Source organism: Mesorhizobium sp. BH1-1-5 (assembly GCF_020165615.1).
Classification (GTDB): Bacteria; Pseudomonadota; Alphaproteobacteria; order Rhizobiales; family Rhizobiaceae; genus Mesorhizobium.
In genome coordinates this window covers 225589-238711 of sequence record NZ_JAIUIM010000008.1, presented here as the reverse complement: position 1 = coordinate 238711, position 13123 = coordinate 225589, and the positions used below count along the sequence as shown (strand labels likewise).

12 protein-coding genes are annotated in these 13123 nt (G+C 63.4%); 6 read left to right on the top strand and 6 right to left on the bottom strand.

Annotated elements, in window-relative coordinates:
• Positions 1-2: 2 nt before the first annotated feature.
• Together LB572_RS13610 and LB572_RS13605 are read right to left on the bottom strand one after the other, a co-directional pair.
• On the bottom strand, positions 3-1133 hold the full coding sequence (locus tag LB572_RS13610; protein WP_224668066.1) for an efflux RND transporter periplasmic adaptor subunit: 1131 nt from the start codon (positions 1131-1133) through the stop codon (positions 3-5).
• Between the two features lie 96 nt (positions 1134-1229).
• Complete coding sequence (locus tag LB572_RS13605) at positions 1230-1592, bottom strand: hypothetical protein (protein ID WP_140801377.1); 363 nt, start codon at positions 1590-1592, stop codon at positions 1230-1232.
• A 208-nt stretch (positions 1593-1800) separates the two neighbouring features.
• On the opposite strand from LB572_RS13605, the gene LB572_RS13600 reads away from it, so the two are divergent.
• From LB572_RS13600 to LB572_RS13580, 5 genes are all read left to right on the top strand, one after another.
• A complete protein-coding gene (locus LB572_RS13600; protein WP_224668065.1) occupies positions 1801-2403 on the top strand; it encodes a TetR/AcrR family transcriptional regulator in 603 nt (200 codons plus the stop codon).
• Positions 2404-2752: 349 nt separating this feature from the next.
• Positions 2753-4048, top strand: coding sequence for a beta-ketoacyl-ACP synthase II (gene fabF, locus LB572_RS13595; protein ID WP_224668064.1), 1296 nt, complete (start codon positions 2753-2755; stop codon positions 4046-4048).
• Positions 4049-4113: 65 nt separating this feature from the next.
• The gene (locus tag LB572_RS13590; protein ID WP_224668063.1) at positions 4114-4929 is read left to right on the top strand and encodes an oxidoreductase; all 816 of its coding nucleotides are present in this window, start codon (positions 4114-4116) and stop codon (positions 4927-4929) included.
• A gap of 89 nt (positions 4930-5018) precedes the next feature.
• Positions 5019-5753: an NADPH-dependent F420 reductase gene (locus LB572_RS13585; RefSeq protein WP_224668062.1), complete on the top strand. Its 735-nt coding sequence runs from the start codon at positions 5019-5021 to the stop codon at positions 5751-5753.
• 226 nt (positions 5754-5979) lie between these two features.
• Complete coding sequence (locus LB572_RS13580) at positions 5980-8013, top strand: YgiQ family radical SAM protein (protein WP_224668061.1); 2034 nt, start codon at positions 5980-5982, stop codon at positions 8011-8013.
• Positions 8014-8296: 283 nt separating this feature from the next.
• Here the strand turns inward: LB572_RS13580 and LB572_RS13575 are convergent, their stop codons facing one another.
• Positions 8297-8950: a TetR/AcrR family transcriptional regulator gene (locus LB572_RS13575; RefSeq protein ID WP_140801371.1), complete on the bottom strand. Its 654-nt coding sequence runs from the start codon at positions 8948-8950 to the stop codon at positions 8297-8299.
• Between the two features lie 126 nt (positions 8951-9076).
• On the opposite strand from LB572_RS13575, the gene LB572_RS13570 reads away from it, so the two are divergent.
• Positions 9077-9970, top strand: a complete 894-nt coding sequence (locus LB572_RS13570) for an NAD(P)/FAD-dependent oxidoreductase (protein WP_224668060.1) — start codon at positions 9077-9079, stop codon at positions 9968-9970.
• 72 nt (positions 9971-10042) lie between these two features.
• On the opposite strand, the gene LB572_RS13565 is transcribed toward LB572_RS13570, so the two are convergent.
• The 3 genes from LB572_RS13565 to LB572_RS13555 all read right to left on the bottom strand — a co-directional run bounded on the left by LB572_RS13565 (position 10043) and on the right by LB572_RS13555 (position 13044).
• Positions 10043-11320 carry an RsmB/NOP family class I SAM-dependent RNA methyltransferase gene (locus LB572_RS13565; protein WP_224668059.1) on the bottom strand — a complete coding sequence of 426 codons (1278 nt, stop codon included), beginning with the start codon at positions 11318-11320 and terminating at the stop codon, positions 10043-10045.
• A 115-nt stretch (positions 11321-11435) separates the two neighbouring features.
• Positions 11436-12191, bottom strand: a complete 756-nt coding sequence (locus LB572_RS13560) for an SDR family NAD(P)-dependent oxidoreductase (RefSeq protein WP_224668058.1) — start codon at positions 12189-12191, stop codon at positions 11436-11438.
• Positions 12192-12273: 82 nt separating this feature from the next.
• Positions 12274-13044, bottom strand: a complete 771-nt coding sequence (locus LB572_RS13555; RefSeq protein WP_224668057.1) for an SDR family NAD(P)-dependent oxidoreductase — start codon at positions 13042-13044, stop codon at positions 12274-12276.
• Positions 13045-13123: the final 79 nt, after the last annotated feature.

Below are 13123 nucleotides of genomic sequence, written 5' to 3'. Positions count from 1 at the left end.
CCTCAGTTGCTCCCGCTTTCGGAGGCAGTCCTGACGCGAGCACCCTCCTGCAGGAGATGAGCGCCGAGCGACACGATGGGAACGCTGGAGCTTAGTCCAGAGATCACCGCGGTTTCGCTGGCTACACGAACAAGCTGGACGGGTTGAAAATGTACGGTCGACGTGCCCTTGTCCAAGACCCAGACGCCGGTCTTCTTGCCGTCGTCGAGCACGGCTCCCAGCGGCACCTGGACCTCCGGCTGACTGGCCTGGCTTGCGACCCGAATGGTCACCGTCGCGCCAAGCGGTGCCGCCGCTGCCTCGCCATCGAGCACATAGCGCGCCTCATAGGTGCGGGTCTGGGCATCGGCGGAGTTGGATAATTGTCGCAGATGTGCCGTATGAAGGTGCTCATCACCACCATACACGCTGGCCTCGGCTGCTGAGCCGATCGCCGGCCGTATCGTTTCGGGAAGCGCGACAACCGCTTCCCGGGGGCCGGCCTGGGCGATCCGGACCACTGTCTGGCCGGCGGAGACGACCTGACCCGGCTCGCCGAGTGTATCGACCACCGTTCCATCGGCGTCCGCCACCAGGACCGCGTAGGCCGCCTCATTCTCCGCGACCTTCGCATCCGCTTCGGCGGCGGCGAGCTGGGCCGCAGCGGTATCCAGCGCGGCCTTTGCCAGTTCGTACCGCTGCGGAGTTGCAGCCAATCCGTCTTTCACCAAAGCCGCATAGCGCTTCTCGTCTGCTGCTGCCTGGATCAGGACAGCGTGTGCCGCAGCGGCGGCGTTACGCTTTGCCGTAAGCGCAAGTTGCAGATCGGTCTCATCAATTCGCATGAGCGGCTGACCAGCCTTGACTTGATCGCCAGCATCCACGAGGCGCTCGACAATCTTGCCGGGCACGCGAAAACCAAGGTTGCTCTGTACTCTCGCCGCTACGATGCCGGTAAAGCTGCGCGCAGAGCCGGTGACTTGCTCTCCCGTCACCAGTCTGACGATCGGGGGTTCCTGTCTCGGGTCGGCGGCGACGGAAGCGCCCTTCGCGCGATTGGCAAATGTGGCGAATGCCGTCGCTCCAGACAGCGCAATCGCACCTGCCCCCGCGATCAGGATCGCGCCCAGCATAATAGCGGCTCTCTTTTTCATGCCCGTCGCCTCATGTCGAAAATAGATTGCGTTCACATTCTACGCCGTGGTCCTGCGTGTCGGCCGGCAGCGGCAGACTGCGATCAGTGCGACTGGTCAGCCCGGCAGCGCGTTGGTGCGCGGGTGCATGTCGGACACAGTCGAAACCGTCACCTCCTCGCCGGACCTCGAGAACGCGTAGAGCGAGCCCCGGTAGCCAGGCATGGAGAAGGCCACGGAGTCGCGGTCGGCGAGCCCCATGACGACGCGTTGCGGATCGCCTCCGCCCTTCGGCGCGAAGGTGGCAGTGACCTCCAGGAGACCGCCGTCGGTTGGGACGTAATAGACCACCATGTCGAGGCGTCCGTCGTGCAGGCTGCCGGCTTTGAGGGGGTGTCCGATGGTGGCTTCATCGGCAATGGCCGGCGTCGCCACGAACAGCACGGCCAGAAGCGAGGCAATCAGGGTTCTGCGGATCATCGTCGTATTTCCTCTTAATAGATTGTGATTGAACTCTATACCATTTAGATTTCACATGCAATCTAAAAAAAGAAGAGAGATACTCGGCCTGCGGCAAACCGCGACACCGATCATGGGCGAGCCGCCTGTTTCGCATCTCCTCTTGATAGATTGCGTTCGGTCTCTAATTGAGATATAGATTTAGTACGCAATCTAAAGGAGAGCAACGATGCGCGTAAGCCGCATTCAGGCTGAGCAGAACCGGCAAACCGTGATCGATGTGGCCAGCCGGCTTTTTCGGGAGCACGGTTTCGACGGCATCGGCCTCAAGGATCTGATGAAGGGCGCTGGCCTGACCCAGGGCGCCTTTTACAAGCAATTCGCGTCAAAGGAGGACTTGGAAGCGCTGGCGTCCAGGCGGGCGCTGGAGCACGCATCGCGTCGATGGTCGGACGCGGCCGCGAAAAATCCCAAGGACCCGCTTGGTGCTGTGATCGCGTTTTACCTTAGTGCCGGACATCGCGAAGAAAGGATGGACGGCTGTCCGGTCGTGGCACTGGGCTCGGATGCTGCCAGGCAGGGCAGTGACGTAAAAGCATCGTTCGAAGCCGGGATCAGGGAATATCTCGGGCTGCTCGATGGGTGGGTTGGCGATGCCCACGGCGAGGATCCCGGTGGAAAGGCCATGGCCGTTCTCTCGACCATGGTCGGTGCGGTCGTCCTTTCGCGGGCCGTCAACGACAAGCAACTGTCGGAAAAGTTTCTGCAAGCAGCAGCCGAGAGCATAAAGGCAGGGCTGGCCGCTGATCGCCAACGGGGAACGCCCCGATGACGAAGGCTTCCCCAACCAACAGGCGACGGATCCGGCCGAATTTTCGGCGGCTATTTTCTCGGGCGCCTTGGCGCCACTGGCTGGAAGCATTGCGCCGGTTTGAGGAGGCGGTCGACGCTACCGAGCTGGATCTCCTCGAAAGGCGAGTAAGGGGCCTCGAAGCGCAAGTCTCGGAATTGCGTACAAGGGCGGGGCAGGCGTGATGCTGACATCTTCGATTACGAACTTTTCGGTCGTTTGCACTCCGAGCGGCGAGACGGTCATCCAGCTCGGCTGGCTGCCCCCGCCGCGCCAGCCCCGAGCCACGCCAGTTGGCATCGGAGGAGTGCCGGAATCGAAAGGAGAATAGATGCGGCGGATTGTTGTTACGGGCATGGGCGCGGTCACCCCCCTTGCCGCCAATGTCGAAACGTCCTGGTCGCGTCTCCTGGCCGGCCGCTCGGGCATCCGGAGGCTCGCCGACGAGGTCGTTGGAGATTTGCCTGCGAAGATCGGCGGCGTGGTTCCCACACTGGAAGATGATTCCGAGGCCGGCCTCGATGCCAATGCCTTCGTGGCTCCGAAGGACCAGCGCAGAATTGACCGCTTCATTCTATTCGCTTTGGCCGCGGCGGAAGAGGCGCTGGCCCAGGCGAGATGGAAGCCGGATTCGGAGAGCGATCGGGTTCGCACCGCGACGATCATCGCTTCAGGTGTCGGAGGTTTTCCTGCCATAACCGAGGCGGTGCGGACGGTCGACCAGCGCGGTGTTCGGCGTCTTTCGCCGTTCACGGTGCCCTCTTTCTTGGTGAATCTCGCGGCGGGCCACATATCGATCCGCTACGGCTTCAAGGGCCAGATCGGCGCACCGGTGACGGCGTGCGCCGCCGGCATTCAGGCAATCGGCGATGCGGCTCGCATCATCCGCGCCGATGAAGCAGATGTCGCCGTATGCGGTGGAACCGAAGCATGCATGAACATCGTAAGTCTCGGCGGTTTTGCAGCCGCACGCTCGCTTTCGACCTCCTTCAATCACCGTCCCGATCAGGCCTCGCGTCCATTCGACATGTCGCGGGACGGTTTCGTCATGGGCGAAGGCGCAGGCGTCCTGGTTATCGAAGAATTGAGCCATGCGCTTGCGCGCGGCGCTGAACCGCTCGCCGAGGTCGTCGGCTATGGCACGACGGCGGATGCACACCACGTCACTTCCGGCCCCGAGGACGGCGATGGCGCGCGCCGGGCCATGGAGATTGCAATCGCTCAGGCAGGGATTTCGCCAAGCGAGGTGCGTCATCTCAATGCCCATGCAACCTCCACACCGGTGGGCGACCTTGGTGAGATCGAAGCGATCAAGAGTGTGTTCGGGCACGATTTCGGGATAGCCGTGAGCGGAACGAAGTCGGCGACTGGACACCTGCTCGGCGCCGCCGGCGGGCTTGGCGCGATCTTCGCGATCCTGGCGCTCAGGGATCAGATCGCACCGCCTACCCTTAATTTGAGCACCCCTGATCCAGCCGGTGAAGGGATCGACTTCGTCGCGAACCGGGCCCGGCCAATGGAGATGGAGTACGCGATCGCCAACGGCTTTGGCTTCGGAGGGGTCAACGCCAGCGCTCTGTTCCGGCGCTGGGAAGATGCCCGGCGTGAACGCTGGAGCCCTTCATGATTGACGCTTTTGCTTCGGTCTTTCTGCCTCTCCCACTCTAATCCAACTCAAAGAAAGTGGCTTCCATGAATAAGATCGATCCTGGCGTTGCCATCGTCACAGGGGCATCCTCGGGCATCGGACATGCAACGGCCAACGCCCTGCAGGGCGCGGGCTTTCGCGTGTTCGGCACCAGCCGTCGCGCAGTCTCCAAAAAACCCGGCGGCGTGACCATGCTGACCTGCGACGTGACCGACGACACATCCGTATCGCAACTGGTCGACGACGTGCTGGCCAAAACCGGGCGCATCGACCTGCTTGTCAACAATGCCGGCATGGGCCTGTTTGGCGCGGCCGAGGAATCCTCGACTGTTCAGGCTCAGGCGCTGTTCGACGTGAACGTCTTCGGAGTGTTCCGAATGACCAACGCGGTCCTGCCGACGATGCGACGTCAGGGCGAGGGCAGGATCGTCAATGTGAGTTCGGTGCAGGGGTTCATCCCCGCTCCCTATTTCGCGCTTTATGCCTCGACCAAACACGCGATTGAGGGCTACTCCGAATCGCTGGACCACGAAGTGCGCCCTTTCGGAATTCGCGTGGCATTGGTCGAGCCCGCCTATACCCGCACGTCGTTCGAAGAAAGTCTCGCCACGCCGGATCAGTTGCTCGATATCTACAACTCATCGCGCGCGGGCATGAAAGTGGCGGTGCGCAAAGCAATGGAAAAGGGCGATACGCCCGAACTGGTGGCCAAAACCGTTCTGGCGGCTGCGACCGATCCAGACCCGAGGAGGCGCTATGCGGCGGGAAAAACGGCTCGTCAGGTCAGTCTCCTGCGCCGCTTCGTCCCCGCGTCCGCATTCGACAAGAGCCTGCGAAAGCAGCTCGGCCTGCCGGTCTGAGGACGCGCGGCAAAGCTCAGGCGCCCATTCGAGGGTGAGACTTTTGGTGAGCAAGCCGGCCCCTCCATCGCACTAACGAGGACATACCAATGAAGATCGGAATCATCGGCGCTGGAAACATCGGCGCGACCTTGGCCCGAAAGCTTGCTGCCAGCGGTCATCAGATCAAGCTCGCCAATTCGAAGGGGCCGGACACCATCCGCGATCTAGCCCGCGACGTTGGAGCTACCGCCGTGATGAAGGAGGAAGCCGTGCAGGGCGTCGAAGTGATTGTTCTTTCGATCCCGTTCGCGAGCTATCCCGATCTGGCCGGTCTCTTCACCCACGTGCCGTCCGACGTCGCGGTGATCGACACCTCCAACTATTATCCGTTCCGTGACGGCGCGATCGCGGAGGTCGATGGCGGCAAGCCCGAAAGCGTTTGGGTGAGCGAGCAGATCGGTCGTCCTGTCGTCAAAGCATGGAACGCCGTTCTGGCTACGACGCTGGCCGAGCGCGGCCAATCCAAAGGGGCATCCAGACGTATCGCAGTCCCTGTCGCGGGCGACGACGGGAAGGCCAAGGCCATTGCCATCCAATTGGTCGAGGCCACCGGCTTCGACGCGCTCGACGCTGGAAGTCTCAGCGACTCCTGGCGCCAGCAACCTGGCACCCCGGCCTATTGCACGGAACTGACGGCAAACGAGCTGAAATCGGCGCTGCAGTCGGCGAAGCGGTCTCGCGCTGCCGGCAATCGCGACGCCCTTCTCAGGCAATTCATGGCGGCCGGCGGTAGGCTGAGCCACGACGACATCGTGGCCCGTAACCGGGCGGTGACTGCGTAATCCCCGAAGCCTGACATTAACAACGGAGCAGAAAACGTCGATCTGACAGGGTGGGGAACGCTTGTAGCGGTCTCCCGCTACCAGCCCTCTTCAGGGCCTCCAAAAAACCTGAAGAGATCGATGGGGCGGACAAGCGTTGCGCCCCGATACGTCCTAATGCATCTCTTCCGCAGCCCAAATCGAGCTTAATTGAATTCGCCTTGGCGGCGGCCTATACGTCGTGGCCATGGAAACCATAGCCAGCGCCCAGAAAAACATCGCTCCGCTGTCCGGCAGCAAGCCTCATGCCGGACGGGCGGCGTCGTTCCTGCCGATGAGCCGTGCCGAGATGACGGCGCTCGGCTGGGATGAATGCGACATCGTGCTCGTCACAGGCGACGCCTATGTCGATCATCCGAGCTTCGGCATGGCGATCATCGGCCGCCTGCTCGAATCCCAGGGTTTTCGGGTCGGCATCATCTCGCAGCCCGACTGGCAGTCGGCGGAGCCGTTCAAGGCGCTGGGCAGGCCGAGACTGTTCTTCGGCATCACCGGCGGCAACCTCGATTCCATGGTCAACCGCTATACCTCGGACCGCAAGCTGCGCCATGACGACGCCTATACGGCGGGCGGTGAGGGCGGGAAGCGGCCGGACCGCTGCACGATCGTCTATACGCAGCGCTGCCGCGAGGCCTACAAGGACGTGCCTATCGTGCTGGGCGGCATCGAAGCCTCGCTGCGCCGCATCGCCCATTACGACTACTGGTCCGACAAGGTGCGCCGCTCGATCCTGGCCGATGCCAAGGCAGACCTCTTGATCTACGGCAATGCCGAGCGCGCCGTCGTCGAGGTGGCAAACCGGCTTGCCGCCGGCGACACGCCACGCCAGCTCGATACCATCCGGGGCGTCGCCCTGTTCCGCCGCGTGCCCGAGCATTTCACGGAACTGCACGCCGACGATCTCGATTCCGCCGACGAGGGCGCGAGCCGCACGCCCGGCGACACGGTGATCCGGCTGCCGTCCTTCGAGCAGGTCGAGGACGACCGCGATGCCTATGCCCGTGCCTCGCGCGTGCTGCACCGCGAGGCAAACCCCGGCAATGCCCGCCCGCTCGTCCAGCGCCATGGCGACCGCGACCTGTGGCTCAATCCGCCGCCCATCCCGCTGACCTCCGACGAGATGGATGCCGTCTACGACCTGCCTTATGCGCGCGCGCCGCACCCGTCCTATGGCGATGCCAAGATCCCCGCCTGGGACATGATCAAGTTCTCGGTGACGGTGATGCGCGGCTGCTTCGGCGGCTGCACGTTCTGCTCGATCACCGAGCATGAAGGCCGCATCATCCAGAACCGCTCCGAGGGCTCGATCCTGCGCGAGATCGAGAAGATCCGCGACAAGACCCCGGGCTTTACCGGCGTGATCTCCGATATCGGCGGGCCGACCGCCAACATGTACCGGATGGCCTGCAAGGACCCCAAGATCGAGGCGGCCTGCCGGCTGCCGTCCTGCGTGTTTCCCGACATCTGCCCCAACCTCAACACCTCGCATGACGACCTGATCCGGCTCTACCGCAAGGTCCGCGAGGTCAAGGGCGTCAAGAAAGTGATGGTCGCCTCCGGCGTGCGTTACGACCTGGCCGTCAAGAGCCCCGAATATGTCAAGGAACTGGTGACCCACCACGTCGGCGGCTACCTCAAGATCGCGCCCGAGCACACCGAGCGCGGGCCGCTCGACAAGATGATGAAGCCCGGCATCGGCACCTATGACCGCTTCAAGGAGATGTTCGACGCCGCGGCCAAGGAAGCCGGCAAGAAATACTATCTCATTCCGTACTTCATCGCCGCCCATCCCGGCACGACCGACGAGGACATGCTGCATTTGGCGCTCTGGCTGAAGAAGAACCGCTACCGCGCCGACCAGGTGCAGACCTTCCTGCCTTCGCCCATGGCGACGGCGACCGCCATGTACCATACCGGCGTCAACACGCTGAAGGGCGTGCGGCGCGGCGCGACCGACAGGGTCGAGACCGTTCGCGGCGGGCGGCAGCGCCGGCTGCACAAGGCATTCCTGCGCTACCACGACCCCGACAATTGGCCGCTGCTGCGCGATGCCTTGAAGGAGATGGGTCGCGCCGACCTTATCGGCCCTCGCCCCGACCAGCTCGTGCCCGCCCAACAGCCGCCCGGAACCGGCAAGGCCGCCGCCACGAAGCGCCCTCTGCGCCCGATCGGCGGAGGACGGAGGTTCACCACGAAGGGTGTGCCGCTGCCGAAGAAGTGAGCCGCAGGCGGCCGGTGCTCTCTCTGTAGCGTACCGTCAGGATAACTGACCTGCCGGGTGGCGATCCAAGCCACAAGCAGATCCGATTCCGCCGGCAGTTTGGCGCCTCTATTTTGCCGTCCAGACCACCGTTGCAGCTTCCCAAAGCTGACGGTCTGCTAAGCCGGCACTAAGGCCTCGAATGGGGTGGTAGCCGTTACTCCGCCAGTCAGCCCGCTACCAACGATAATGCTCGCGTTGATGTCAACGCGAGCATTCAAAATTTCATGCAAGTACTCCTAGGCTATCCGCCCGCGTGGTCGTTGCCACCGTGCGCGGCGATGAACATGGCGACGGCCGACCGGCAATAGGACTGGATTTGGTTGTCATCCTCTGCTCTCGCCTCATCGAAGCGTGCGATAATCAGGAGATCGGAGCCTTTGAAAAGCGCGGCAAACAAGCGGGCGGACTGGAGAGGATCGGGCACATTCAGAACCGCCTTCGCGTGCAACTGACGCAACAGGGCCTCGATTTGGGCGATGATATGGGCGGGTCCAGCTTCGTAATGAAGCTTGCTCAACGACTTTTGGCTCGTCATGTCGGCCATGACCATGGCTTCGACATTGCGGACATCCGGGCGCAACAGCGTGCGAAGCAGTGATGATCCCACCGCCATGAGCTGATCTTGGGCCGAACCCTCGACGCCTTCAAAAAGGGCCTGTGGTATTAATTGCTGGCAGCGGGCAGCAAACGCCGCGCCAAACAGCGCCTCTTTGTTCTCAAAGTGCCGATAGATGCTGAGCTTCGATATCTTCGCCCGCTGGGCGACCTTGTCCAAGGTCGTCGCTTGAAAACCCAGTTCCGCAAAAAGTTCGCCCGCCGTGTCGACGATCGTTTGTCCAAGCGCCTCGTTGGCTGGCCGGCCGCGCCGGGCCTGGGTATTTTTCTCGGTTACCACAATTACAGTCCTTGACAGTATCCTAATTCTTGAATTACGATACCATGCAGTTCCTAAAATATGCAAGCCAATGGATAGGCTTCAACCGGACCAGCCCCCTCCATCCACAACACGGAGCTTATCACCATGGATGATGTCATCATCATAGGCGGCAGCTTTGCCGGTCTCGCCGCCGCCCTGCAGCTAGGCCGTGCCCGCCGCAAGGTCGCTGTTCTTGATACCGGCCTGCCGCGCAATCGCTTCGCCGGCCGCTCGCACGGCCTGCTCGGCCACGATCACAAGCCACCGCTGGACATCCTGGCCGAGGCGCGGCAGCAGCTGGCGCGTTATCCGGCGATCACGCTGGTCAATACCCGGGCCGACAGCATCTCCGGCGGCATCGACGATTTCTCCGTTCTCACTGACAATGGCGAAAGCCTCGGGGCGCGCCGGCTGATCCTGAGCTATGGCATTACCGACCAGATGCCTGATGTGCCGGGCTTCGCCGAAGGCTGGGGCACGTCCATCGTGCCCTGTCCCTATTGCGACGGCTTTGAAGTCGCCGGCCAGCATTGGGGTCTCGTCTGGTCCGGCCCGCAGTCGCAAAATCAGGTCAGGCTGTTCCACGATTGGACCGACAGGTTGACGGTCTTCGCCGATGGGCACGACATTCCTCCCGATATCCGGGCCGATCTGGCGCGTCGTAACATACCTGTCGTCGATGGCCGGATCACTGAAATCGCCCGTCATGGGGGCCATAATGCCACCCTCAAGCTCAATGTCGGCCCCGATGTCGCTGTCGACATCCTGTTCGCGCATCCGCGCAACAAGCCGTCCGCAAACTTGCATGAATCACTGGGCCTCGCCACGCTCGATACCCCCCTCGGCATCGTCCTCAAGGTCGATGAGCGTCGCGAAACCAGCATGCCCGGCATCTACGCCGCGGGGGACCTCACCAACCCCCTCATCCCCTCGGTCACGACGGCATCCTGGCAAGGCGCGATGGCGGGCATCTTCGCCCAGCAGTCGATGCTGGCTTGACAGCACAGATCCCCTCTCCGGTTGCCACGAATATCAGCCGCCGATTAACCAGCGACACTACTATGTCTTATCTCAGCCGCAGCCTGGTGGCTCCGCATCCCGCTGCATGACGGCGGCGAAGAAGCCGTCGGTGTCGTTGCGGGCGGGCGTCAGCGACAGGTAGCGCGAATGGGCTGAATTCGTCAGCCGGGGCGCGGCCTCTTGCAGCGGCACGGCGCGAAAAGCGGGATGTACCGCCAGGAAGCGGGCCACCTGTTCCTCATTCTCCTCGCACAGCATCGAGCATGTCGCGTAGACCAGTCTCCCGCCGGGCTTCACCAAGCGCGCCGCGCTCGCCAGGATACGGGCTTGCAGCGACACGAGGTTATCCAGACCCTGTTCCTCCGGCGCGCGCCAGCGTGCATCGGGGTTGCGCCGCCACGTGCCGGTGCCGCTGCATGGCGCGTCCACCAGCACGCGGTCGAAGCCACCCTTATGGCGCTTGATCCAACGATCCGTTTCGCTGGCCAGAAGCCTGGTCTCGATATTGTGCAGCCCCGCCTGGCGGAAGCGCTCGGCGCCGCGCTTCAAGCGGCCCTCCATGACGTCGCAGGCGACGACGTGGCCCTTGTTGTTCATCTGCGCGGCGATGGCCAGCGTCTTGCCGCCAGCGCCGGCGCAGAAATCGACCACGCGCTCGCCTGGCCGCGCATCGACCAGCATGGCGACGAGTTGCGAGCCCTCGTCCTGAATCTCGACCTCGCCGGTTTTGAGCATCGGCAGGCTCGCCAGCGAGGGACGTTCATTCACGCGAATGCCGTACGGAGCCACGGACGACGCCTCGGCCGCCAAGCCAAGATCCTTCAACGCGCCAAGCATGGCCTCGCGCGTCGACTTGATCGGATTGACGCGCAGGTCGAGCGGCGCCGCCGTCAGAAGCGCTGCCATCTCTTGCCTGAACGCTTCCTTGAAACGGCGCCGCAGCGGATCGGCCGCCCAGGACGGGCATTCAAGGCGCACCTCTTCCGGCATGCCTGGATGGTCGATCGTGCCTCCCTGCAATTTGACCAGCAGCGCGTGCTCGCGATCCGTCAGGACGGCAGGTGAGAACTTCGCGCCATCGAACAAGCGTTTGACCTGATCGGGCGTCTTGCCTTCCTTCAGCGTAAGCCATGCAAGCAGCCGATTGCGGGCCGTATCCTCGCGCCCATGCCTGCCCAGCCACCAGCCAAGCCGTGCATGATGCCGCAGAAGCGCATAGAGCAATTCCAGAATCTGGCCGCGGTCCTTGTCGCCGATATAGCGCCGGGCGCGAAACCACGCCGAGACGACCGCATCCGCGGGACGCGCGACGCTGTCGACTTCATGCATAAGTTCGATTGTGGCTTGCAGGCGGGCGGCAGGGGTCACGGAACGACGATAAGGCTGAAAAACGCCTATATAGGCGACAGAACAGCTCCTGACCATTGTTCGCGCGGCTCCGCGCTCATCCCTTGCGTTCCTGCAGGATGTTGCCGCCGTCCACGACGAGGACGGCGCCGTTGACATAGCTGGCTGCATCGGATGCCAGGAACAGCACGGCGGCCGCGACTTCCACGGGACTGCCGGCGCGGCCGAGCGGAGTGTTCCGCGCGGCGACGAGCTCCTCAGGCGTCGAGGCTCCGGTCGCTATCCAGCCCGGCGCCACGGCGTTGACCGTTACGCCGCTGCGGCCGACCTCCAGGGCAAGCGCATGCGTCAGCCCGACCATGCCGGCCTTGGCCGCCGAATAGGCGGCTTCGCCTTCGTTGGATACGTAAGGCCCGGTCACCGAGGCCATGTTGACGACGCGGCCATGGCCGCGTTGCACCATACCGGCCAGAAATCCGCGCGTGCTCAAGAAGGTGGTCTTCAGGCTGACATCGATGCCGCGGTCCCATTCGCTTTCGCTGAGATCGAGAAACCGCCGCTGCAATGCCGGCTGGGCAACGGTGCCCATCCCGGCATTGTTGACGAGGATATCGATCTCGCCGGCCTCTGAGCATAAACGCTCGACATCGCCGGAGAGTGTCAGGTCGGCCACGCAAGCGCTTATCTCGAGCCCCTCCCCTCGCAGTTCCTCCGCGCGTTGCTCGACGCGGGCAGAGGAAGCGGTGATGACGACCGAAAGTCCGGCCTCGCCCAGCGCCCGCGCGGTCGCCATGCCGATGCCGTCGGCGGCGCCCACGCCGGTCACCAGCGCTTTGCGAGACTTGCGGAACACGATCATTTCCTCTCCAGGGTTAGAATGCCGGCATGCCGGCGCGGGCAATCACACCCGCGATGAAACCGATCCCACGCCGGGTTCAATAACCGGCACTGACGCCGAAATCGATCGAAAGCGCGGCCCCGTTGATCGGCGCAGCGCCCGGCTGGCAAAGATAGTGGATGAAGGAAGCAATCTCTTCCACCTGGATGAACCTTGCTTTGTCCCCTTGCGGATAGTGCCCGAGAAGCCGGCGCTTGTAGCCGTCGGGATCATCTCCACCATAAGTTTTGGCCTGATATTCGATCATCGGCGTTGCCGTGTCGCCGGGGCAGACGGCGTTGACCCTGATGCCTTGCGGCGCGAGCTCCAGGGCAAGTGCCTTGGTCAAGAGCACCAGCCCGCCCTTCGAGGCGCAATAGACGGAAGCCCCATTGTTGCCGACGATGCCGGCGTCGGAGGCAATGTTGACGATCACGCCTTGCGCCGCCGCCAGATGCGGGATGGCCGCCGAGATCAGGAAGAACGCGCCCTTGAGATTGACGTCCAGCACCAGGTCCCACTGCTCTTCCTCGACCTGGTTTGCCGGCCCCTCCAGCCAGACGCCGGCGGCGTTGACGAGGATGTCGATCGCGCCGCCCCAGTCCCTGGCCTTGCCCACCACGTCGCGGCAGGCGGCGGCGGAGCGGATATCGAGCGGCAAGCCGATCGCGTCCGCCCCGGTCGCGGCAATCCGCGCCAAGGCGGCGTCGAGCTTGGGGCCGGGAAGATCGGCGAGCGCGATCCGCTCGCCGTCAGCGGCGAAACGCAGTCCGGTCGCCAGACCCATTCCCCCGGCGCCGCCGGCGATCAGGACAGTCCTGCCAGCCATTCGATAAACCTCCGCGAAACGCATCGCCCGGCAAAGGCAACCACGTCATTGGGCCATGTCGCATGGACCAGCCAGGCAA

Excerpts from the sequence above, each read along its gene's own strand:
- LB572_RS13555 (WP_224668057.1), bottom strand. The coding sequence starts at position 13,044 with ATGGCTGGCAGGACTGTCCTGATCGCCGGCGGCGCCGGGGGAATGGGT.
- LB572_RS13585 (WP_224668062.1), top strand. The coding sequence starts at position 5,019 with ATGAAGATCGGAATCATCGGCGCTGGAAACATCGGCGCGACCTTGGCC.
- LB572_RS13570 (WP_224668060.1), top strand. The coding sequence starts at position 9,077 with ATGGATGATGTCATCATCATAGGCGGCAGCTTTGCCGGTCTCGCCGCC.
- LB572_RS13605 (WP_140801377.1), bottom strand. The coding sequence starts at position 1,592 with ATGATCCGCAGAACCCTGATTGCCTCGCTTCTGGCCGTGCTGTTCGTG.
- LB572_RS13590 (WP_224668063.1), top strand. The coding sequence starts at position 4,114 with ATGAATAAGATCGATCCTGGCGTTGCCATCGTCACAGGGGCATCCTCG.
- LB572_RS13565 (WP_224668059.1), bottom strand. The coding sequence starts at position 11,320 with ATGCATGAAGTCGACAGCGTCGCGCGTCCCGCGGATGCGGTCGTCTCG.
- LB572_RS13600 (WP_224668065.1), top strand. The coding sequence starts at position 1,801 with ATGCGCGTAAGCCGCATTCAGGCTGAGCAGAACCGGCAAACCGTGATC.
- fabF (WP_224668064.1), top strand. The coding sequence starts at position 2,753 with ATGCGGCGGATTGTTGTTACGGGCATGGGCGCGGTCACCCCCCTTGCC.
- LB572_RS13580 (WP_224668061.1), top strand. The coding sequence starts at position 5,980 with ATGGAAACCATAGCCAGCGCCCAGAAAAACATCGCTCCGCTGTCCGGC.
- LB572_RS13610 (WP_224668066.1), bottom strand. The coding sequence starts at position 1,133 with ATGAAAAAGAGAGCCGCTATTATGCTGGGCGCGATCCTGATCGCGGGG.